Annotated in this window: 24 protein-coding genes; 1 reads left to right on the top strand and 23 read right to left on the bottom strand. The window is 33.4% G+C overall.

Going from position 1 to position 21297, the window contains the following annotated elements; all coding sequences use genetic code 11:
* Positions 1-8 precede the first annotated feature (8 nt).
* The 23 genes from DMA14_RS21730 to DMA14_RS21620 form a co-directional block, all read right to left on the bottom strand.
* Entirely contained in the window at positions 9-1328 is a 1320-nt protein-coding gene (locus tag DMA14_RS21730) for a TolC family protein (RefSeq protein ID WP_111426578.1), read from the bottom strand.
* Positions 1318-1947 (bottom strand): TetR/AcrR family transcriptional regulator, encoded by a 630-nt coding sequence (locus DMA14_RS21725; RefSeq protein ID WP_111426577.1) that lies wholly within the window; start codon positions 1945-1947, stop codon positions 1318-1320. The genes DMA14_RS21730 and DMA14_RS21725 overlap by 11 nt, the downstream gene beginning before the upstream one ends.
* Positions 1948-2243: 296 nt before the next feature.
* On the bottom strand, positions 2244-2600 hold the full coding sequence (locus tag DMA14_RS21720) for a lipocalin family protein (RefSeq protein WP_111426576.1): 357 nt from the start codon (positions 2598-2600) through the stop codon (positions 2244-2246).
* Positions 2601-2610: 10 nt separating this feature from the next.
* Positions 2611-3372 (bottom strand): tryptophan synthase subunit alpha, encoded by a 762-nt coding sequence (gene trpA / locus DMA14_RS21715; protein WP_111426575.1) that lies wholly within the window; start codon positions 3370-3372, stop codon positions 2611-2613.
* Between the two features lie 199 nt (positions 3373-3571).
* Complete coding sequence (locus DMA14_RS21710; RefSeq protein ID WP_111426574.1) at positions 3572-4309, bottom strand: carbon-nitrogen hydrolase family protein; 738 nt, start codon at positions 4307-4309, stop codon at positions 3572-3574.
* Positions 4310-4318: 9 nt separating this feature from the next.
* A complete protein-coding gene (locus DMA14_RS21705) occupies positions 4319-4639 on the bottom strand; it encodes a gamma-glutamylcyclotransferase family protein (RefSeq protein WP_111426573.1) in 321 nt (106 codons plus the stop codon).
* 56 nt (positions 4640-4695) lie between these two features.
* A complete protein-coding gene (gene trpB / locus DMA14_RS21700; protein WP_111363367.1) occupies positions 4696-5877 on the bottom strand; it encodes a tryptophan synthase subunit beta in 1182 nt (393 codons plus the stop codon).
* A gap of 11 nt (positions 5878-5888) precedes the next feature.
* Positions 5889-6521: a phosphoribosylanthranilate isomerase gene (locus DMA14_RS21695; protein ID WP_111426762.1), complete on the bottom strand. Its 633-nt coding sequence runs from the start codon at positions 6519-6521 to the stop codon at positions 5889-5891.
* A gap of 166 nt (positions 6522-6687) precedes the next feature.
* Positions 6688-7467, bottom strand: coding sequence for an indole-3-glycerol phosphate synthase TrpC (trpC, locus tag DMA14_RS21690; RefSeq protein WP_111426572.1), 780 nt, complete (start codon positions 7465-7467; stop codon positions 6688-6690).
* A gap of 86 nt (positions 7468-7553) precedes the next feature.
* Positions 7554-8546, bottom strand: a complete 993-nt coding sequence (gene trpD, locus DMA14_RS21685) for an anthranilate phosphoribosyltransferase (RefSeq protein ID WP_111426571.1) — start codon at positions 8544-8546, stop codon at positions 7554-7556.
* A gap of 75 nt (positions 8547-8621) precedes the next feature.
* Positions 8622-9029, bottom strand: coding sequence for a GNAT family N-acetyltransferase (locus DMA14_RS21680; RefSeq protein WP_111426570.1), 408 nt, complete (start codon positions 9027-9029; stop codon positions 8622-8624).
* Positions 9030-9136: 107 nt separating this feature from the next.
* Entirely contained in the window at positions 9137-9703 is a 567-nt protein-coding gene (locus DMA14_RS21675) for an anthranilate synthase component II (protein ID WP_111426569.1), read from the bottom strand.
* Between the two features lie 88 nt (positions 9704-9791).
* Positions 9792-10235: a hypothetical protein gene (locus DMA14_RS21670; RefSeq protein ID WP_111426568.1), complete on the bottom strand. Its 444-nt coding sequence runs from the start codon at positions 10233-10235 to the stop codon at positions 9792-9794.
* Between the two features lie 99 nt (positions 10236-10334).
* On the bottom strand, positions 10335-11735 hold the full coding sequence (locus tag DMA14_RS21665; RefSeq protein WP_111426567.1) for an anthranilate synthase component I family protein: 1401 nt from the start codon (positions 11733-11735) through the stop codon (positions 10335-10337).
* A 301-nt stretch (positions 11736-12036) separates the two neighbouring features.
* Positions 12037-13317: a hypothetical protein gene (locus DMA14_RS21660; RefSeq protein WP_111426566.1), complete on the bottom strand. Its 1281-nt coding sequence runs from the start codon at positions 13315-13317 to the stop codon at positions 12037-12039.
* 202 nt (positions 13318-13519) lie between these two features.
* A complete protein-coding gene (locus tag DMA14_RS21655; protein WP_111426565.1) occupies positions 13520-14086 on the bottom strand; it encodes a YceI family protein in 567 nt (188 codons plus the stop codon).
* 37 nt (positions 14087-14123) lie between these two features.
* Positions 14124-14756 (bottom strand): NAD(P)H-dependent oxidoreductase, encoded by a 633-nt coding sequence (locus DMA14_RS21650; RefSeq protein ID WP_111426564.1) that lies wholly within the window; start codon positions 14754-14756, stop codon positions 14124-14126.
* Positions 14757-14769: 13 nt separating this feature from the next.
* Entirely contained in the window at positions 14770-15228 is a 459-nt protein-coding gene (locus tag DMA14_RS21645; RefSeq protein WP_111426563.1) for a MarR family winged helix-turn-helix transcriptional regulator, read from the bottom strand.
* A 289-nt stretch (positions 15229-15517) separates the two neighbouring features.
* The gene (locus DMA14_RS21640) at positions 15518-17095 is read right to left on the bottom strand and encodes a glycerol-3-phosphate dehydrogenase/oxidase (RefSeq protein WP_111426562.1); all 1578 of its coding nucleotides are present in this window, start codon (positions 17093-17095) and stop codon (positions 15518-15520) included.
* A gap of 192 nt (positions 17096-17287) precedes the next feature.
* Positions 17288-17806, bottom strand: coding sequence for a GNAT family N-acetyltransferase (locus tag DMA14_RS21635; RefSeq protein WP_111426561.1), 519 nt, complete (start codon positions 17804-17806; stop codon positions 17288-17290).
* Positions 17807-17830: 24 nt separating this feature from the next.
* Complete coding sequence (locus DMA14_RS21630) at positions 17831-18307, bottom strand: DUF6691 family protein (protein WP_111426560.1); 477 nt, start codon at positions 18305-18307, stop codon at positions 17831-17833.
* Positions 18308-18317: 10 nt separating this feature from the next.
* On the bottom strand, positions 18318-18881 hold the full coding sequence (locus tag DMA14_RS21625; RefSeq protein ID WP_111426761.1) for a YeeE/YedE family protein: 564 nt from the start codon (positions 18879-18881) through the stop codon (positions 18318-18320).
* Between the two features lie 158 nt (positions 18882-19039).
* Positions 19040-20458 (bottom strand): MBL fold metallo-hydrolase, encoded by a 1419-nt coding sequence (locus DMA14_RS21620; protein WP_111426559.1) that lies wholly within the window; start codon positions 20456-20458, stop codon positions 19040-19042.
* A gap of 203 nt (positions 20459-20661) precedes the next feature.
* Between DMA14_RS21620 and DMA14_RS21615 the strand changes: the two genes are divergently transcribed.
* On the top strand, positions 20662-21252 hold the full coding sequence (locus DMA14_RS21615; protein WP_111426558.1) for an HD domain-containing protein: 591 nt from the start codon (positions 20662-20664) through the stop codon (positions 21250-21252).
* Positions 21253-21297: the final 45 nt, after the last annotated feature.

Below are 21297 nucleotides of genomic sequence, written 5' to 3'. Positions count from 1 at the left end.
GCTATCGATTATATTTTAGAAAGATTGAATGATTGTGATAATTGTCCTGATACTGAAAGTAATTCGTAATATTTTTGAATAATGGTTGCTTTAGATAAAGCAGTTTGAATTTTGGCATTTAAATGCTCTACATCTGCTTCTACTAAATCATTAGTGTCAGATAAACCATTGTCAAATTTATCTTTTACTAATCTGTAGTTTTCTGCTGCTTGCTGTAATGCTTCTTCATACACTACACTTTGATTAATTGCTAGGTCATAATCTTCAATAGATTTTTGAACCTCTACTTTAATGCGGTCTGTAATAATTGCTTCGGTATTTTTCACTTCCAAAGCTCTGCTTTCTGCTTCTTTTACGTGAACATTATTTTTTAGAATTCCTGATAAATCATAAGATAATCCGATTCCAAAGTTCATCGCATATTTTACAGTTACAATGTCTTTTAAGTCAAATGCAGTATAACCGCCTAAAAGTGAAATTGAAGGATAATATCCAGCTTTTGCAATTTTTACATTAGCTTCTGAAGCTTTGCCTTGTAATCTTATTGCTTCTAAATCTTTTCTGCTTTCAAGTGCAACAGCATCAGATGTTATAGAATTGCTTGTTTTAAGATTAAAGAAATCCTCTTCATTTACCTGAATTTTTACATTTGGATCTAATTTCAGCAAAGTAGTCAAATAGAAGTTGATATTATTGATGTTATTATTAGCTTCATCAATAGATAATTGCGTTTTAGAAACTAATAATTGCGCTTTCAATAAATCGTTTCTCGGGATAATTCCGTTTTTCTCCAACTCTGTGAAATCAGTAACACGCTGTTTTGCGCTTTTTTGATTTTCGTTTAAAACATCTAATGTTTTTTGAGCCTTGTATAATGCTGTGTAATAAGTGATTGCTTTTAAAGCAACATCTTCTTTAGTTTTTTCAGCATTAGCAGTTTCTGCTTCGTACATTCCTTCATATGCATCAATGCTGTTTTGAATTTTAAATCCAGCAAAAATAGGAAGACTTAAGTTCGCCATTCCAAGCATTGCTCTGTCTGGAGAAGCTAATGAAGCACTTTCACCTTGATTAGGCATATCAATCGATGCTTTTGTAAGACGCTGATATTGACCAGAAACTTTAAGATCTGGGTATTGATTGTTTTTTACGGTTTTTAATTCGTATTTTTTTGTGTTTACCTTAGTATTGGCAAGTGTAACTTCGTTACTCTTTTCCCAAGCCATTTGTACGGCCTCACCCAAGGTTAAACTTGTTTTCTCTTGTGCTTCCATTGAAGATATTCCGATGAAGAAAACTCCAAAGAGCATTAATTGACTAATTTTCATAAACAAGTAGCGCTTTTATAGTTTGTTGAATGTGCTTTGTAAGATCGTTTTTAATGTAATTGTTAAACATTTCGTCGGTTTTCAAATCAAATATTTCTTCGAAGAAAGAGCGATTCATGTGAAAGTGAAAAAAGGTTCCGATAATCGTAGGTGTAATGAGTTGGATATTAACATCTTTTCTAAAAACTCCTTGGGCTTGACCTTGTTTGATAATGCTTTCAACCGATTTTAAATTTCCTTTTTTAAGTTCAGTAAAAGCTTGAAGGCTTTTTTCTCTCTTCTTATTATAAAGTTCAAAATGTAAAACCCTGTAAATCCCTTTGTTAAGGCAAATTCTGTTGATGTAAATTTCGATTAATTTATTGACTTTTTCAAGGGGTTCGATGTCTTCTTGTAATAAATTTTCGAGTTGTAGTTTTAAATCAACGGTTTTGTGAAAAATAAGAGCTTCCAAAAGCCTTTCTTTTGAACCGAAATAATAAGAGACCATGGCAATGTTAATTTTGGCCTCTTTGGAGATATCCCTTATCGATGTACCTTCAAATCCTTTCTCAGAAAAAAGTCTTTCCGCAACATTTAGAATCTGAATTTTTTTATCGTTCAATTCGATGTGTGACATGGTATTGTTTCTAATCGGATGCAAAATTAAACACTTGTTTAATTTAAACGCTTGTTTAATTTTATTTTAACATAATATTAACATAAAGCGTTTTCGATAATTTATGTTAAATAGTGCTTGAATTAGTTAAAATAAAAAAGCCTGAAAACTCTATTTTTCAGGCTTTTTTTCACAATCTTGTCATTTCGACGAAGGAGAAATCTCTACAAGTAGCTCCGTAAAGTGAAATCCTATCTTTGTCGATTTTGCAACGAAGATTTCTCCTTCGTCGAAATGACAAATTAGATTTCTAATATTTATTTTACATACCTATAAGCTCTTTTTTCTTTGAGATTTAATAATTCCATTTCTGAATTATTCAGTTTTAAGACCTTAAAATCGTATGGATTTTGATTCTTAAATTTTACAGTAATTATATTGTTTTTTAAACTATAATTAGCAACTTCTTTGTCAATAGTTTTTCCATTCGATATTAATTCAAAAATCAATAAACTATCTTTTGTAAAAGTCGTTTTGTCTTCTATATTTTTTCCAGTCGTATTTACTAAATCCTTCATCTTCCAACTTCCGATAAGTTTTTCGGTTTGGACTTTTTGACATGAAATTATTGAAATGAGAAGAATTATTGCTACTGAATATTTTACAACTTTCATTTAAATCTATTTATCGAATTTCTCCAACAAATTCCTCAATTTTTCCGCTTCCTTTTTCACTCAAATGTTTGATAAAAGCACTTCCAATAATTGCACCTTTGGCATATTTAGTTGCCTGATTAAAAGTTTCTTTATTTGAAATTCCGAAACCTACAATTTGAGGGTTTTTCAAATTAAGATTAGAGATTCTTTCAAAATAGCTTTCCTGAACATCTCCAAAACCAGATTGAGATCCTGTAACACTTGCAGAACTTACCATATAGATAAATCCGTTTGAAACGCTGTCAATAAAACGAATACGTTCGTCTGAAGTTTGAGGCGTAATTAAGAAAACATTGATCAAACCATATTTTTCAAAAATCGCTTTGTATTCGTCAGCATAAACATCAACCGGAAGGTCAGGAATAATTAAACCGTCAATTCCAATTTCAGCGCATTTCTGGCAAAAAGCTTCAACTCCGTATTGTAACATCGGATTAAAATATCCCATGATAATCAACGGAATTTTTACGCTTTCGCGAATGTTTTTCAGCTGATCAAAAAGAATTTGAGTTGTCATTCCGTTATGAAGCGCCTGAGTAGAACTCGCCTGAATGGTTGGTCCATCAGCCAAAGGATCGCTAAAAGGGAGTCCGATTTCGATTAAATCAACTCCGTTTTTCTCTAAATCCTGAATAATCTGCACAGTATCATTTAAGTTCGGATATCCTGCAGAAAAGTAAATCGAAAGGATTTTTTTATCTTCTTGTAATTTTTGAGTTATTCTATTCATTTTGATATGTTTTTCTACTGCAAGGCTTTCAAAACCTTGTAAGTTTATTAAGTTTATTTGAAAAATATTTCACGCAGATTTAAATTGATTTAAGCTGATTCGCGCAGATTTTTTTAATGAAGATCTAATAAAATCTGCTTTAATCTGCTAAATCTGCGTGAAAAAACCTTTGTAATCTATCTAATTCTGCTATCATTTTTTAAAATTTTAAAATAGTGCTAGTCCAATTATCATTTTGTTTTTCAACCAACAATAATCCAGAGTCAGAGTCATTCATTTGGGCAACTAATTCGCCTTTATTATTCCAAAAAGCGCTTTGTCCAGCCGAAGGAGATCCCCAAGATTCTCCACTGAAATTGGACATCAAAACATTCATTTGATGTTTTTGAGCATAATTTTGTAAGTCTCTGTACGCATTTGGAATTCCGTTTGGCGAAAAGAAAATGCTAGCAATATAAATGTCTGCGTTATTTTTTGCAGCATTTTCAGGATGCTTTGGATTGTCAATATCAGCACAAATTGCAAATGCAATATTTTGATCTTCAATCGTAATCATCGGATTATTGTCAAAAGAAGATTGGAAAAATTCATCTTCGCCTTCATGCAAAAACTGCTTTGTGTAAATAGAAACCGAATCGTTGGGAGCAATAATGTATTGACCAATAAACAACTGATTTTCAATTAAAATTGGAGCACCAGCAATAATGACAATATTATTATCGGTTGCCAAATCTTTCAAATGATCTATTCTATAATCATCTTCTGCAAAAGCCAATTCTAAAGCATTTTCTCTTTCATATCCTGTAATAGACATTTCTGGGAAAACGATTAATTGAGCACCGTTTTGTGCAGCCAATTCAATAAGCTGATAATGATTTAATAAATTTGAAGCAATATTTCCGCGTTTTGGTTTTGTCTGCGCCGCTGCTAAAATCATTTTTGTAAATTATTTGTTTTCGGTATAAACCCAAGCAACTGTTCCAGATTTCAGTTTAACCTGAACTCTTCGGTACGAATTAGATTCGAATAAATCGACTTTTGCTAAATCTGCATTAGAAACATTAAAAACTACGCCATGTATATTTTCTTCGGCGTTTTCACTTGCAATTGCTACCACATAATCTGCCATTCCAAATTCTTCTTCGATCTGTAAACTTTTTAGTTTATAACCCAAAAGCTGATCTGGAGTTCCAACTAATACTTTTTTAAAAATCTGCATTTGAACTTGTTTCGATCTTAATGTTCCGTATGAGAATAACTTTTCCATAATTATATTTTTCTCGTTAATAGTTGCGATTAGAGAGTTGCAAATTAATACTTTTATTACAATTTAAAGTAATCAATGTAATTATCTAAATCTTTATCGCCACGTCCAGAGAGACTGATTACGACAATATCTTCAGGCTTGAATTTCTTCTGATCTAGAACTGCAAATGCGTGTGCACTTTCTATGGCTGGAATAATTCCCTCTAATTTTGTAAGTTGTAAGCCTGCATTCATAGCATCGTCATCGGTAACGGAGAAAAATTCTCCCCTTCCTGTTTGTGCTAAATGTGCGTGCAATGGTCCAACTCCAGGATAATCTAATCCGGCTGAAATAGAGTATGGTTCTGTAATTTGTCCATCAGGAGTTTGCATTAAAAGCGTTTTACAGCCGTGAATAACACCCACTTTTCCTAATTTGCTTGTTGCTGCGCTATGACCGCTATCAACTCCTTTTCCAGCTGCTTCAACTGCAATGATTCCAACTTCCGGTTCGTGTAAAAAGTGGTAATAAGTTCCTGCAGCATTACTTCCGCCACCAATACAAGCTACTACATAATCAGGGTTTTCACGACCTTCTTTTTCTTTTAACTGCCATTTAATTTCTTCCGAAATGATACTTTGAAAACGCGTTACCATATCTGGATAAGGGTGTGGTCCAATTGCTGATCCAATAATATAATGTGTATCAACAGGATTATTGATCCAATCGCGGATTGCTTCGTTTGTAGCATCTTTTAAAGTTCTAGAACCTGAAAGCGCTGGACGAACTTCTGCCCCCAACATTTTCATACGAGCAACGTTTGGTGCCTGACGTGCAATGTCGATTTCTCCCATGTAAACTATACATTCAATTCCCATTAAAGCACAAACCGTTGCAGTTGCAACTCCATGCTGACCAGCGCCAGTTTCTGCAATAATTCTTTTTTTGCCTAGACGTTTTGCAAGCAAAATTTGCCCAATAGTATTGTTTACTTTGTGTGCTCCAGTATGGTTTAAGTCTTCTCTTTTTAGATAAACTTTGGTGTTGTATTTTTCAGACAAACGTTTTGCAAAATACAGTGGACTAGGGCGCCCAACATAATCTTTCAACAATTGATTGAACTCTGCTTTAAAATCAGGTTCATCCATTATGCTTAAATACTTCTGGCGTAATTCTTCTACATTCGGATACAGCATTTCTGGAATATAAGCTCCTCCAAATTCTCCGTAATATCCTTTTTCGTTAACGTTAAAACTCATTTTTTTAAATTTTAAAAGTTGGCAACATCAAATTTGCGTTTGAAATTGCTAAATAAATTTCTGTTTTTTAGCCCTGGTTCGATTTCAAATTTACTATTTACATCGACAGCGTAAATTGGTAATTTGGTTTTTGAAATTTCTTCTATGGCTTTTAATTCATTCATTCCGATTCCACCACTCAAAAAAAATGGTTTCTTGGAATTGTATTTTTTTAATATGGTCCAGTCGAAAGTTGTTCCGTTTCCTCCTGGAAGTTTTCCTTTGGTGTCAAATAGAAAATAATCGCAGACATTTTCAAAAGGTATAATTGTTTCGAAATCAAAATTTTCATCCGCAGAAAATACTTTTATGATTTCGATTTTCTTTGTCAGTTGTTTTTTTAATTCCGTTAAAAATTCAACCGATTCATTTCCGTGAAGTTGAACAGCTTGTAAATTGTATTTTGTTACTTTTTCCAGAATTTCTTCCTGAGTTTGATTGACAAAAACACCTACTTTTTTGATTGTTTCAATAAGTTCAGGAATAGTTCCGTTAAAATATCGTGCGGATTTTTCCCAGAAAATAAAGCCCATATAGTCAGGCAAAAGAGCGCCTACTTCGAGAATGTTTTCAGGATATTTCATACCGCATATTTTGAGTTTCATTTCGTTGTGTTTTTTTAACGCAAAGTGCGCTAAGTTTTTTTCTTTTGTATTGTGTTTAAAATGCGAAAAAGTTCGCAAAGCTTTGCGCTTATATTGTTGCCACGAATTTCACGGATTAGCACGAATTTAATTAGTGGAAATTCGTGTAATTTGTGGCAAACTTAAATTATAGCTTGCTGATAAACTCTGTTGCAGCCTCACCTGCATTATCGGTTTTCATGAAGTTTTCTCCAATTAAAAAACCTTTGTAGCCGTATGGTTTTAGTTCATGAATTGCTTCAATTGATGAAATACCGCTTTCTGATACTTTTACAAAATCATTCGGAATTTGTGATGCTAATTCTTTACTGAAATCAAGACTTACTTCGAATGTTTTTAAGTTTCTGTTGTTTACGCCAATCATATCTAAAGTCGGCATAATTGATTTTTCCAGTTCTTCTTGATTGTGAACTTCCAATAAAACTTCTAAACCTAAACTTTTTGCAAATTCAGATAAAGATTCGATTTCCTCGCGCGTTAAAACGGCTGCGATTAATAAAATTAAATCGGCTCCGTGTGCTTTTGCTTCAAGGATTTGATATTCGTCTACGATAAATTCTTTTCGCAAAAGCGGAATATTGACTGAAGCTCGAGCCAAAAGCAAATCATCTAAAGAACCGCCGAAATATTTTCCGTCGGTTAAAACTGAGATTCCGCAAGCGCCTGCATTTTCATAACCTTTTACTACTTCTTCAACCGTGAAATTATTGTTGATAATTGATTTTGAAGGAGAACGGCGTTTATGTTCAGCAATAATTCCAGAATTGCTTTCTTTTAATTTCTGACTGAGAGAAATAGTTTGTTTTCCAAAGAAGACGGAAGCTTCCAATTGAGAAACCGGAATGATAGATTTCTTTAGAACAACTTCTCGTTTTTTGTCTATTATTATTTTATCTAAAATGTTCATTGTTGTGTTGTTTCACGTTTCATGTTTCATGTTTCAAGATGTAGAACGTTCAAAATAACTTGAAACCTGAAACTTGAAACAAAATTTTATTTACTTAATTCTTGTAATTTCTTTAAAGCTTTTAATCCTTTTTCAGACAATAGGCTTTCTTTTGCTAATTCAAATCCTTCCTTTGGAGAACATTTGGTAACGGTTGAAATTGCCATTGCTGCATTCGCACAAACCACATTATTTTGAGCTTCGTTTCCTTTTCCAGAAATGATATTCGTAAAAATTTCAGCAGATTCTTCGATGGTTTTTCCGCCTTCGATTTCAGTTTGAGATAAAAGATGAACACCAAAATCTTCTGGATTCAACATTCCTTCCATGTGGTTAGAAATTGTTTTGGTTGGGCCAGTTAATGAAATTTCATCATATCCGTCAAGCGAATGTAGGATGGTAAAATTCACATCGGTATTTTGATATAAATAAGCGTACATTCTTGCCAATTCTAAGTTGAAAACCCCAACTAATTGATTTTGTGGAAATGACGGATTTACCATTGGGCCTAACATATTGAAGAATGTTTTTACCGCCAATTCTTTTCTAATTGGACCAACATTTTTCATCGCTGGGTGAAATAGGGGAGCGTGCAAGACACAGATTCCAGCTTGATCAATACATTTTTCTAAAAATGAAGGATCGTTACTGAATTTAATTCCCATTTTTTCCATTACGTTGCTCGAACCAGAAATAGATGAAACTCCGTAATTCCCATGTTTTGCTACTTTTATTCCTGCTCCAGCAGATACAAAAGAAGCTAAAGTTGAAATATTGAAAGTGTCTTTTCCGTCACCGCCCGTTCCGCATAAATCGATGGTGTTATAGGCTGATAAATCGACACGAATACATAAATCTAATAAAGCTTCGCGAAAGCCCGAAAGTTCGTCAATTGTAATGCTACGCATCATAAAAACAGTCAAAAATGCCGAAATCTGACTTGGATTGTATTGACCGCTTGAAATATTAATCAATACCTGTTTTGCTTCTTCTTTAGAAAGTACTTCGTGGTTGATTAATTTATTTAATATAGTTTTCATTTTTTTTAAAGTTGCTAAGGTTCTAAGATGCTGAGATTCTAAGTTTTTTACTGTGACTGAGACTGAATACTTTTATTAATGTTCATTCCCTTGATAAATCCACATGGGTTCTGTTTTTCCAGCTCTTTCGAAACCATTTTTTTTATAAAAATCAACCGATTTCCCATCTGCCGTTAACATTTGCATGTGAAAGTGGCTGTATTTTTCTTGCATTTTATCCAAAATCAATTTTCCAATTCCTTTTCCTTGATATTCAGGAAGTACTAGTAAATGCGGATAATAAACTGTTAAGAATCCATCAGAAATTGCATTCCCAAGTCCAACAAGTTTTTTGCCTTCCCAAGCCGTTACTAATGTTTCTGAATTTAATAATCCGTTGTACAATTCGTTTGGTTTACTAGCTGAACTCCATCCATTTGCTTTGTACAAAACTAAAATATCATCAATGTTGATATCTCTTGTTTCTAAAATTGTTATTTCCATTTTTTATGGCTTCAAGTTGCTAAGGTTCTGAGATATTATGTTTTTTGTTTCAAGTTTAATGTTTCAGGTTTTCTGCGACTGAACACTAAAACTCTGAAAACTGATCACTAACTCTTAATCCAATTCTCTAAAATCCTTTTTCCGTTTGGTGTTAAAACGCTTTCTGGGTGAAATTGAACGCCTCTTACATCATAATTTTTGTGACGTAAAGACATGATTTGTCCGTTTTCGTCTACCGAAGTTGCTTCTAAATCTTCAGGTAAATTATTGTCAACTACCCACGAATGATATCTTCCAACTTCGAACTCGTTTCCTAAACCTTCAAATAAAATTTCGTCGTCTACTAAAGTTTTTACATTTGTTGCAACGCCGTGATATACTTTGTCAAGGTTGGAAAGCGTTCCGCCAAAAACTTCTCCGATTGCCTGTTGTCCTAAACAAACTCCAAGGATACTTTTTGTTGGACTGTATTTTTCGATTACTGCTTTTAGTAAACCTGCTTCATCTGGAATTCCAGGTCCTGGCGAAAGCAATATCTTTTCAAAACCAGCAATTTCATCAATATCAAATTCGTCGTTTCTGTAAACGGTAACTTCGCAGTTTAAATCTTCTAAATAGTGCACTAAGTTGTAAGTGAAACTATCGTAATTGTCTATAACTAAAATTTTTTTCATTTTTTTTTAAGGTTCTAAGTTACTAAGGTTCTGAGGTTCTAAGTTTCCTAACTTGAAACTTGAAACAAAGAAAACTTGAAACTAAATTTTATTTCTCTCGAACGTATTTTTCTACGATAATACGATCTACGCCTAATTTTTCTACTTTTTCTATTCCTTTTTGAATTAAGGTGTCGTTTTGAACTTTCACCACAAATTCAAATTTGTTGTCTTCCCAATCGCGGTTGTTGAAGAACTCTAAATGTTCTGTATAAACACTGTCTTTTAAGGTATATTTTCCGCCTCCGCCAAAGAATAATGCTGCTGTTGTATCTTTTCCGTGTTTTAAATCATGATTAAAAAAGGCAAAGTGTGTATCGTTAATAATTTTAATCATTTTTGTTTTTGAATTGAAAGTCGAGAACGTTGAATCTTTCTCTGTCGTTTCAGCCGATATAAGACGCCAGGTTCCTTCAATCGGATTTTGCTTTTTTTCTGAATTGCAAGAACTAAGGGTAATGATTAAAACTAAAATTGATATTGCTTTTTTCATAGTTTGTGGTTTTTATGGTTTGTTTTTAATTGTTTAAGGTTTAACGTTTCAGGTTTCACGTTCCAATAACTTGAAACATGAAACTAAAAAAACTTGAAACTAAATCTGTTCCGCCATTTCTAAGGCTGTATTCAATGCTCTTAATTTATTGTAAACTTCCTGCATTTCGCTTTCTTCGTCAGAACTTGCTACGATTCCAGCTCCTGCTTGACAGTGCAACTGATGGTTTTTAGAAAGGAAAGTTCGAATCATAATGGCGTGATTAAAGTTCCCGTCAAAGTCCATAACACCAATTGCGCCTCCGTAGAAATTACGGTTTGTTTTTTCGCATTCTTCAATTAATTGCATGGCTCTATGTTTTGGAGCACCGCTTAAAGTTCCTGCTGGAAAAGTGTCTGCTACAACTTGCATTGTTGTTGCTTTATCATGTAAATGTCCTGTAACTTTAGAAACTAGGTGAATTACATGAGAGAAAAACTGAACTTCTCTGTATTTTTCTACATTTACATCGTGCCCGTTTCTGCTCAAATCATTTCTTGCTAAATCAACCAACATAACATGTTCGCTGTTTTCTTTTTTGTCTTCAGAAAGTTCTTTTGCTAAAAGTGCATCACGCTCATCGTTTCCAGTTCTTTTGAAAGTTCCAGCAATTGGGTGAATTTCAGCTTTTCTGTTTTTCACAATAATTTGTGCTTCTGGCGAAGAACCGAATATTTTGAAATCTCCATAATCAAAAAAGAATAAATAAGGAGAAGGGTTAATGCTTCTTAAAGCTCTGTATACATTAAATTCGTCACCTTTGAAACCTTGAGTAAATCGGCGAGAAAGAACCAATTGAAAAACATCTCCGCGGTAGCAGTGTTTTTTAGCCAAAGCTACATTTGCTTTAAATTCTTCATCAGTTAAATTAGAGAAACCTTCACCTTCTTTAGAAAATTTATAAGAGGCAATATTTCTAGATTGAAGTAATTGCTCGATTTCAGCAATATTATTTTTATTATCCACGCTATGGCAGAAAATGTAAGCTTCATTTTTGAAATGGTTAATTGCGATAATGTTCTGGTATACTGCATAAAAAACATCTGGAATTGAAGTGGCATTGTCTTTTTTTGCAATTGAAACTTTCTCAAAATAACGAACTGCATCGTAAGAAATGTAACCAAACAAACCGTTATTAATGAATTTGAAATCGTTTTTCTCTGATTGAAACTGACTTGAAAATTCCTGAATTACCTGAGGAATATTAGTCGAACCATCAATAGCGATTCTTTCTGAAGTTCCGTCAGGAAAAGTTTTAGAAATAACTTCATTTTCGATTTTTATAGTAGCAATCGGATTGCAGCAGATGTAAGAGAAACTATTATCATTTCCATGATAATCACTACTTTCCAATAATAAGCTGTTTGGGAATTTATCTCTTATTTTGAAATAAATGCTTACTGGCGTAACCGTATCTGCCAGAATTTGTTTGTAATGTGTATTAAGAATAAAAGGTTTCAAAATATATAGTTTTTTATGTGTTGTTAATTTATGTTTCGGTTTTGATCAAAAAAAAAGGGCTTGTCGTGATGACAAGCCCTTTATATTTTTATATTTCTTACAATACCATAGGAAGCTTCGTTCACGACGTCTGACGTAAATTGCTCCACCACCAAGTATTGTTTAAAATTGTTCTCATTTCTTTATTTTGATGTGACAAAGATATAAATGTAATTTTAATTAAAGTATATAAAATTTGAAAAAAATCTTTTCGAATTTGTGAAATTTGTTAAATTTTGATTTTGAACGTATCTATAACTCTTTAGTTTCCAATTGCTATGGTGTTGTTTACATTTAATCTAAAATCTGGATTTCCCTTGATGTTTGGAAGTGCAAATAACTCGTTAAGTTTCATTTTTGTATATTCTATTCCGTAAGCTGGGTTACCATAATAGCTTTTTATGCCAGGGATATTACTTCCAGATTCGCTTTCAATCTCGCCTTGGCAATTGTTTGCCACAACGTTTTTAAGAGTAATTTTTGAGAGATTAGCTTCACCGTTTCCGATATTTCCTTCCAGTAAAATAAAAGGAGCAAACCCAGAAACTACACTATTCGTTAAATTGAAGAAAGTATTTTCTTTAATGTAAGCAGATTCTCTAACCAAACCTTGATTATTTTCTTCTAAATTAACCAATGTAATGTTGCTTGCATTTATTTTAGTCATCTTTTTGGTCATGTCCGTAGAAGCGATTTTTTCATAAGAATCTACCTCAAAACATCTTGAACCTGAAATATCTGAAGAAAACGGGTGGCGAATTGCAATACTGTTTGAGATATTAATTTGGGCTCCTTGTGTAAAATCAAAATCGTCATCGGTTGTTCTATAAGAAACTAAATTGCTCAGATTTAAATCTCCTCCGTAACATTCAAAAGAATCGTCATTTGAATAGCTGATTTGAACATTGCTAATAGTTGTTTTTCTTCCAACGCCAGCAAGAGAAAGGCCGTTTAATTCTTTCGATGCACTTAATTTTCTTCCAGCATATTCAATCCTCACATATTTCATGATTCCTGAATTATCTTCTGGATCTTGGCCTCCATAATGATTCAAAGTCGGATCTAAATCAAAAGGTAAAGTGTGAATTCCTCCTAAAGAATTTATAGGAGCTTTTCCTAAAATAATAATTCCGCCCCAGTCACCTGGTTTTCTGTTGTTTATTTCATTTTCAGAAGTGAAAACAATTGGATCAGTTTCTAGTCCTTCAGCTACAATTTTTGATCCGTTTGTAATGACAAGAGTTCCACAGGTTTTATCATCACCTCTTATAACCGTTCCAGGCTCGATCGTTAGAGTTGCATTATTTGTAACATACACAACACCAACTAAATGATAAATATTACGTTTTACTAATCGAGTGTCTTTGTCAATTGTTCCTGCAATTATATTAGTAGCTTCACCGTAGTCATTTGCAGCAGGCTTAAAGTTTGTCCAGTTAGTCATCCAGTTTGAAGAACCAATGATTCCTTTTGGCTGTTGTTGAGCCTGTACGAAAAAGCTGATAATGAAGGTTATACATGCAATACGTAGTTTTGTTTTCATAACTATGATTTTAATTTCTAGTTTTTGATTTTTTTAATTGTTCCAAAAATAGAAGCCGTATGTTAATCAAAGTCCTGATACTTATTACGAAAGAGTTACTATATTATTAAGAACGTTAAGTTTTTGAAAAGTAAAAAAATAACCCCCAACAGTTTTAAACTGTTGGGGGTTATTGTATTTCTGAATTAGTAAGACTGAAATATTAGAATTTTAAAGCTACAGCTAATTCGAATTCGTCATTGATAGTTTTATCTCCTAAACCGTCGAAGAAGCTACCTGAACCGTATTTAATATCGTATTTAGTTCTGTCAACTTTGAAAGCAGTTGTAGCAGTGTTTCCTTTTACAGTGATATCAAAAGTTACTGGTTTAGTAATTCCTTTGATAGTTAAGTCTGCAGTTACAGTGTAAACGTCAGCAGATTTTGCACCAATAGTTTTGAAAACTAATTTTGAAGTTGGGAATTTGTCAGTTCCGAAGAAATCGTCAGCTTTTAAGTGACCGTTTAATTTTCCTTGGTATTCTCCAGTTAAATCTGTAGAAGTTAATGAAGTCATATCAACTGTAAAGTTACCACCAGCTAATTTTTTTCCTTTGAAAATAACAGAACCTTCTTTGAAGTTTACAGTTCCTGAGTGCTCTCCAGTTACTTTTTTTCCTACCCACTTAATAGTAGATGCTTTTACGTCGATTTTTTTAGTTTGAGCGTTTACTGAGATTCCAGCTGCTGCTACGAATAGTGCTATTGCAATAGTTTTTAAATTTTTCATGTTTTTAAAATTAAATTTGAATTTGATTAATAAATAATTATATAGTGATAAATAATTCCTCGTGTGATTTTCTAACTTTTTTCTGGTGTTGAGATTTGTCGTCATCGTGTCTGTAACCAACAGTTGCGATAACTGAAGCGTTTAAACCTAATTTATCGAAACCTAAGATTTCATTAAATTGAGCAGCATTGAAACCTTCCATAGGAGTTGCGTCAATTTTTAATTCAGCTGCAGCATTTAATAAGTTGCCTAAAGCTAAGTAAGTCTGTTTTGCAGTCCAGATGTGTTTTGCATCTTCAGATAAATTTGCGATTACATTTTTCATCATATCGCTGAATCCGCCTAAAGCGTCAACAGGAACACCTCTCACTTCGCTGATGTTGCTGATATATTTGTCAACAGAACCTGCATCAAGGCTTAAGTCGTTTGCAAAAATGAATAGGTGAGAAGCGTCTGTAATTTGAGTTTGCCCCCAAGCTGCACCCTTTAATTTTTCTCTTAATTCTGGATTTTCAACAATAACTACTCTATAAGGTTGTAATCCGTATGAAGAAGCGCTTAATCTAACCGCCTCTTTTAGTGTATTTAAATCGTCATTTGATATCTTTTTTGAAGCATCAAATTGTTTGGTTGCGTATCTCCAATTTTGATTTGCTAAGAAATTGCTCATAGTTTTTATTATTTTATTTGTTGGTTCTATATTTTTCTAATAGTTGGTTTAAGAAAACTAATTCTTCTGGTTTTAAATTGTTTGCAAACGTTTGTTCGTGTTCATCTACTTTCGGATCTAATTCTTTTAAAACATCCAATCCTTTTTGTGTAATCGAAACTTCAATTTTTCTTCGATTATCTGGACAGACATTTCGAGTTACAAAATCCTTCAATAATAATTTGTCTACCAAACGTGTTGTGTTGCTTGTTTTAGCAAGCATTCGTTCTTGTATCACGCACATATTAGCAGGCTGTCCTTTTTGTCCTCTTAATATACGCAACACATTGTACTGTTCTCCAGATAAATCATACGGTTTGATCAACTCGTTGAAATGATCCTGAATCACATTTTGCGTGTACATGATATTCAGAATAACTTTTTTCGCATTATCCATCTTAACCGTACTCTTAATAACCTCTTCAATTGTCATAGTCGTAAGTGTATAATTTGTATATACAAATGTATAACTTTTAATAGTTGTATATACAAGTGTTGTGTTAATTTTTTGTTAATATGTATGAGTGCGTATTCTAAAAGAACTAAAAGTATGGTTTTTTAGAGAATAAAATTAGAATAATTTTTAATGTAACGAATTGATATGTTGTTAATTAATAATTTTTTAATATCAAAACGATTTCTAATTTTAAAATATTTAGCAATTGATTTTTTGTAAGGTAACTTTAAACTAAAAGATTCTCATAATCAGCTATTTTTATGATTTATCGGAATTCAGACAGCAGAAAACCTTTTGCAATTTGCTTAAAATTGGCAATTTCTGAGTTTATCCAAACTTCATCATGTCCCAATTCTTTCGCAATTACTCTTGCTGTTTTCTCCGAAACTTCAATTGCAGCTCTTGCATCTAAGAATAATAAACGAACTCTTCTGGCTAAAATATCGTCTACAGTTCGTGCCATTTCGTAACGAATTGCCCAAACAACTTCTGCCATGGTAAATTCATGATCAGGATGTAGTTTTTCTTTCAGCTCGGGTTCGCTTTCTTGTAATTCGATTATTTTCGGAATATCAGTACCATATATATATAGGTGATTTTCTCTGTCGACAGAAGTAGTAGGCTGGTTTCCATGAATAGAAAGATGCTCTGTTGTACAAACTTTCTTTTCTAATTTACCTGTTTTAATTGCTTTGTCAATAATATCCTCAGCAATTTTTCTGTATGTTGTCCATTTTCCTCCAGTAATGGTAATAAGGCCCGTTTCTGAAACTATGATTTTGTGGCTTCTAGAAACTTCTTTGGTGCTTTTGCCTTCTTCTTTCGGCGCTGCCAACGGACGCAATCCTGCAAAAACCGATAATACATCTTTTCTTTCTGGCTTTTTTGCCAAGAATCGTTGTGCAGTTTCCAAAACAAATTGAATTTCGCTTTCTAAAGCGATAGGTTCTAAACTTTGCTTTTTAATTAAAGTATCAGTTGTTCCAACTACAATTCGGTTATGCCACGGAACAGCAAATAAAACTCTTCCATCTTTTGTTTTTGGAATCATTAGAGCATTTTCGCCTGGAAGAAAAGATTTGTCAAGAACCAAATGAATTCCCTGACTTGGAACAATATATTTTTTATAAACTTTATCATTTAATTTCATGATAGCGTTTGTAAAAACTCCAGTTGCATTTATTACCGCAGAACCTTTTATATCATATTTAATTCCACTTTCCTGATCTTCCGCTTGAACACCAATAATTTGATTTTTGTCGTCTTTCAATAAATTGGTAACCTTTATATAATTTAAAAGACAAGCTCCGTTTTCAACAGCCGTTTGAGCAAGATTAATGGCTAGACGAGAATCATCAAATTGACCGTCATGATAAATAACGCCATTTACCAAACCTTTTTCCTGAACGTTCGGGAGCATTTCGATAGTTTTCTTTTTTGAAAGATATTTAGAACTTCCTAAACTTAAAAAACCTGATAATAAATCGTAAATTTTTAATCCGATCGTATAAAAATAACCACTTAGTAAATGATAGTTTGGAATTATAAACGATTGGTTTTTGACTAAATGAGCTGCGTTTTGCGCCAGTAAACCTCGTTCTTTTAATGCTTCTCGAACCAAATGCACATCTCCTTGCGCCAAATAGCGTACTCCGCCATGAACCAGTTTAGTGCTTCGGCTAGAGGTTCCCTTTGCAAAATCTACAGCTTCAAATAAAATGGTTTTGTAACCGCGACTCGCTGCATCAACTGCCGTTCCAAGACCGCTTGCGCCTCCGCCGATTATTATTACGTCCCAATTTTCTGTGTTTTGTAGTTTGTTTAATTGCTCGGAGCGGTTCATATAGGTATGGGACTTTTTGTTTAAAGCAAACTTAACGAAATGAAATTAAAAATTGATGAAGAAAAAAGTTTCAGGTTTCAAGTTTCAGGTTTCAGGTTTTCGGTAGGCAACGTTAAACGTGAAACTTGAAACAAAAACAAACCCGACAGATTCATAGAACCAGTCGGGTTATTAATTTTATATATTGTTTATTTAGATCAATCGTTTTTCAAATGCTTTTCTTGCAGAGCCTCTAAAATAGACTTCTCCGCAATACGTATATTTTAATCTGTCTAAAATTTTCAACATCGGAGTATTATCGAAGTTTGTGTCTACTTTTATACTGTAAATTTTATTTTCGACAGACAAACCTTCGATGCTCTCAAATAGTTTGGTTGCAATCCCTTTTCCTTTTGCTAATTTCGACACGGCTACACGATGCATAACAGTATAATTGCCATCAGTAAGCCATTTTCCTTCGATATTTTCGTAAGCAGGTTCTTTATCAAAAATAATAGCCGCATAAGCCAGAATCGATTCGTTTTCTGTAAAAACATATCCATAACCATTTTCGATATCATTTTTAATAGAAAGCTCGTTCGGATAACCATCCTGCCATTGTGAGCTTCCATCTAATCTCCTTTGTTCGATGGCATCTTGCAATATTTCCCAAATTGCCGGTATTTCAGAAAGAACTGCTTTTCGTAATACTAACTGTTCAGTAGAATTCATTTTTGGATTTACTTTATAAAAAAATTAATGAGGCAATTTATCTTTAATCAAACCATAAACCCAAGTTCCAGCAATGGCACTAACCAAAGTAATCACAATTACAGTCGCTCCTGTACCAATTTGAGCAAAAAGCGGACCTGGACAAGCTCCAGTAATTGCCCATCCGAAACCGAATAATAAGCCACCGTAGATTTGTCCTTTATTAAAAGTCTTTGGTTGAATTTCAATTTTTTCTCCATCAAGAGTTTTGATGTTGAATTTTTTAATCAATTGTACCGATATTAGTCCAACAACGACAGCGCATCCAATTACGCCATACATGTGGAATGACTCTAGATTGAACATTTCCTGAATTCTGAACCAGCTGATGATTTCTGCTTTTACGAATACAATTCCGAAAAAGATTCCAACGATTAAATATTTTAAGTTTCCTAATGCAGTTTCTTTTTTCTGGCTTGCGTTGATTCCTTCGCCGTCTATATTTTTATTTTCTAAACTCATTTTTGAAATTTTAAAGTGAAAGAATATAAGGTAAAATCAAAAGTGCCATTACAAAACCACCAATCATAAAACAGATTGTAGCTACCAATGATGGCCATTGTAAGTTTGATAATCCCATGATCGCATGTCCGCTTGTGCATCCGCCAGCGTAACGAGTTCCGAAACCAACTAAGAATCCGCCAACCACAATCATGATAAATCCGCGAAGCGTTAATAAACTTTCCCAAGAAAATAATTGTGCAGGAACCAAACCACTATGATCTGTGATTCCGTAAGTCGCTAATTTCTCTGTTAATTCAGGAGCAATTTCTACAGGATTTGGATTCGATAAAAAATGAGCAGTGATAAAACCGCCTAGAAATATTCCTAAAACAAAGAATAAATTCCAGCTTTCTTTTTTCCAGTCGTATTTAAAAAACGAAATATTTGCAGGAATACAAGCCGCACAAATATGACGAAGAGAAGAACTAATCCCGAAAGATTTATTTCCGATAATTAATAAAATTGGAACTGTTAATCCAATCAAAGGGCCTGCAACGTACCAAGGCCATGGTTCTTTAATGATTTCAAGTATACTCATTTACTTTTAAAATTTAGTTTTTTTTATTTTTTACCATTAAGATATTAAGGAAATTAAGCTAATCTAACTTAATGAAACTTTTTTAAAGAAGTTTAAGAAAGTTAAGCATTCCAACTTAATTTCCTTAATATCTTAATGGTAAAAAATTATATTTATGCTTTCAAAACCTTGCTCTGACAAACAAAATCTGATTTTGGAACATTGGTTTTAGAAATTGCTCCAAAACCGCCTTCAACTTCCGAGAAATTTCTGAAACCTCTTGCTTGAAGGATAGAAGCAGCAATCATGCTTCTGTAACCTCCTGCACAATGCAGATAAAAATGTTCATTTGGATTAATGTCTTTTACCCAGTCATTGATATAAGCCAAAGGTTTGCTGTAAGCATCATCTATATGTTCTGCTGCGTATTCTGTTTCTTTACGGATATCTACAATTTTATCTTTGCCAAATTTAAATTCATTAGTAAACTGTTCGGCAGTGATTCTGTTAACAGTATCAATCTCGAAACCTGCATTTTGCCAAGCTTCAAAACCACCTTCTAAATGTCCGATAATCGTATCAAAACCTACACGGCTTAAACGAGTTACAGTTTCTTCTTCCATGCCAGCAGCGGTAACCAATATAATTGGCTGTTTTACATCGGCAATTAAAGTTCCAACCCACGGAGCAAAATCACCGTTGATTCCAATATTAATAGATTGCGGAATAAAACCTTTGCTGAAATCGGCAGCACTTCTTGTATCTAGAATTAAAGCACCAGTTTCTTCAGCTACGGCTTCAAAATCTTTTACGTTTATAGCTTTCATTCCATTGTTTAGAACGGTTTCAAAGCTTTCATAGCCGCCTTTATTCATCGCAACGTTCATGCTGAAATAGGCAGGAGGAGGCAATAAACCATCAGTAACTTCTTTGATAAACTCTTCTTCGGTCATATCAGCACGCAAAGCATAATTTGTAGCTTTTTGATTCCCGATAGTAGAAACAGTTTCTTTGCTCATATTTTTTCCGCAGGCACTTCCAGCACCGTGAGCAGGATATACAATTACATCATCATTCAGCGTCATGATTTTATCTCTTAGCGAATGATATAAAATTCCTGCCAATTGATCTTGTGTCATTCCAGCTGCTTTTTGAGCTAAATCAGGACGTCCGACATCTCCAATAAATAAGGTATCTCCAGAGAAAATCGCGTGATCTTTTCCGTTTTCATCGATAAGTAAAAAAGTTGTACTTTCCATAGTGTGGCCAGGAGTGTGCAAAACTTTAATTGTTACTTCTCCGATTTTAAATTCTTGTCCGTCTTTTGCAGAAATGCAGTCAAATTCGCAAGAAGCATTTGGCCCGTAAACAATTGGCGCTCCAGTTTCTTTGCTCAAATCAACGTGTCCAGAAACGAAATCGGCGTGGAAATGTGTTTCAAAAATATATTTCAGCTTAACTCCGTCACGCTCTAAACGATCCAGATAAGGCTGAATTTCTCTAAGCGGATCAATAATGGCCGCTTCGCCATTTGAAGTGATATAATATGCACCTTGAGCGAGGCATCCGGTGTAAATTTGTTCTATTTTCATGATTCAGTAATAAAAATAATGGAAGACAAAGGTAGTCTTGTTTTTTAAAAAAATAGGTGACTAATGTTACAGAAATTAGGTTTTTGTGTAAAATAATATGGATTTTGTCATACGATCTGAGATAAATTAATTTTAAGTTGAGCAATTACGCTTTAAGCTTTAATTTTGCGTATGACGAATGTCATTTCAAAACAAAAAAGAAAATGAACACAAAGGACTTAATAGATCAAATTGCTTTTATAAAAGAAATTGATAAGGTAAAATACATTCAACGTAAGACCAAATTATTCAATAGCGATAGATGCGAAAATGATGCAGAACACAGTTGGCATTTGGCTTTGATGGCAATTGTTTTGGCAGAACACTCCAATGAACCGATTGATGTTTTGAAAGTAGTAAAAATGGTTTTGATTCACGATATAGTTGAAATTGACGCAGGTGATGTCTTTATTTATGATACGGTAAAAAGCCATGACAATACAGATGAAGAGCGTTTAGCGGCAAATAGAATTTTTGGTTTGCTTCCAAAAAAACAAGCAGAAGAACTAATTGCTATTTGGGAAGAATTTGAAGCTGGTGAAACCAACGAAGCCAAATTTGCAAAATCTATGGACAGACTTGAACCATTATTGCAAAACACATCAAACAATGGTGGAACTTGGAAAGAGTTTGGAGTGAAATATGATAAAGTTTACGAAAAGAAAAGCGTCATCAAAAATGGTTCAGAATCTTTATGGAATTATGCCGAAGGTTTGATTAATGAAAGTGTTCAAAAAGGTATTTTAGAAAAATAATAAAACTGAACTTACGTAATCAAAACCAAACATAGTCTACGGTTT

This window comes from Flavobacterium sharifuzzamanii (genome assembly GCF_003254585.1).
GTDB lineage: Bacteria > Bacteroidota > Bacteroidia > Flavobacteriales > Flavobacteriaceae > Flavobacterium > Flavobacterium sharifuzzamanii.
The sequence above is the reverse complement of the archived record's forward strand: the minus strand, read 5'-3'. Positions and strand labels throughout refer to the sequence as shown.

Excerpts from the sequence above, each read along its gene's own strand:
- DMA14_RS21730 (WP_111426578.1), bottom strand. The coding sequence starts at position 1,328 with ATGAAAATTAGTCAATTAATGCTCTTTGGAGTTTTCTTCATCGGAATA.
- DMA14_RS21725 (WP_111426577.1), bottom strand. The coding sequence starts at position 1,947 with ATGTCACACATCGAATTGAACGATAAAAAAATTCAGATTCTAAATGTT.
- DMA14_RS21720 (WP_111426576.1), bottom strand. The coding sequence starts at position 2,600 with ATGAAAGTTGTAAAATATTCAGTAGCAATAATTCTTCTCATTTCAATA.
- trpA (WP_111426575.1), bottom strand. The coding sequence starts at position 3,372 with ATGAATAGAATAACTCAAAAATTACAAGAAGATAAAAAAATCCTTTCG.
- DMA14_RS21710 (WP_111426574.1), bottom strand. The coding sequence starts at position 4,309 with ATGATTTTAGCAGCGGCGCAGACAAAACCAAAACGCGGAAATATTGCT.
- DMA14_RS21705 (WP_111426573.1), bottom strand. The coding sequence starts at position 4,639 with ATGGAAAAGTTATTCTCATACGGAACATTAAGATCGAAACAAGTTCAA.
- trpB (WP_111363367.1), bottom strand. The coding sequence starts at position 5,877 with ATGAGTTTTAACGTTAACGAAAAAGGATATTACGGAGAATTTGGAGGA.
- DMA14_RS21695 (WP_111426762.1), bottom strand. The coding sequence starts at position 6,521 with ATGAAACTCAAAATATGCGGTATGAAATATCCTGAAAACATTCTCGAA.
- trpC (WP_111426572.1), bottom strand. The coding sequence starts at position 7,467 with ATGAACATTTTAGATAAAATAATAATAGACAAAAAACGAGAAGTTGTT.
- trpD (WP_111426571.1), bottom strand. The coding sequence starts at position 8,546 with ATGAAAACTATATTAAATAAATTAATCAACCACGAAGTACTTTCTAAA.
- DMA14_RS21680 (WP_111426570.1), bottom strand. The coding sequence starts at position 9,029 with ATGGAAATAACAATTTTAGAAACAAGAGATATCAACATTGATGATATT.
- DMA14_RS21675 (WP_111426569.1), bottom strand. The coding sequence starts at position 9,703 with ATGAAAAAAATTTTAGTTATAGACAATTACGATAGTTTCACTTACAAC.
- DMA14_RS21670 (WP_111426568.1), bottom strand. The coding sequence starts at position 10,235 with ATGAAAAAAGCAATATCAATTTTAGTTTTAATCATTACCCTTAGTTCT.
- DMA14_RS21660 (WP_111426566.1), bottom strand. The coding sequence starts at position 13,317 with ATGAAAACAAAACTACGTATTGCATGTATAACCTTCATTATCAGCTTT.
- DMA14_RS21655 (WP_111426565.1), bottom strand. The coding sequence starts at position 14,086 with ATGAAAAATTTAAAAACTATTGCAATAGCACTATTCGTAGCAGCAGCT.
- DMA14_RS21650 (WP_111426564.1), bottom strand. The coding sequence starts at position 14,756 with ATGAGCAATTTCTTAGCAAATCAAAATTGGAGATACGCAACCAAACAA.
- DMA14_RS21645 (WP_111426563.1), bottom strand. The coding sequence starts at position 15,228 with ATGACAATTGAAGAGGTTATTAAGAGTACGGTTAAGATGGATAATGCG.
- DMA14_RS21640 (WP_111426562.1), bottom strand. The coding sequence starts at position 17,095 with ATGAACCGCTCCGAGCAATTAAACAAACTACAAAACACAGAAAATTGG.
- DMA14_RS21635 (WP_111426561.1), bottom strand. The coding sequence starts at position 17,806 with ATGAATTCTACTGAACAGTTAGTATTACGAAAAGCAGTTCTTTCTGAA.
- DMA14_RS21630 (WP_111426560.1), bottom strand. The coding sequence starts at position 18,307 with ATGAGTTTAGAAAATAAAAATATAGACGGCGAAGGAATCAACGCAAGC.
- DMA14_RS21620 (WP_111426559.1), bottom strand. The coding sequence starts at position 20,458 with ATGAAAATAGAACAAATTTACACCGGATGCCTCGCTCAAGGTGCATAT.
- DMA14_RS21615 (WP_111426558.1), top strand. The coding sequence starts at position 20,662 with ATGAACACAAAGGACTTAATAGATCAAATTGCTTTTATAAAAGAAATT.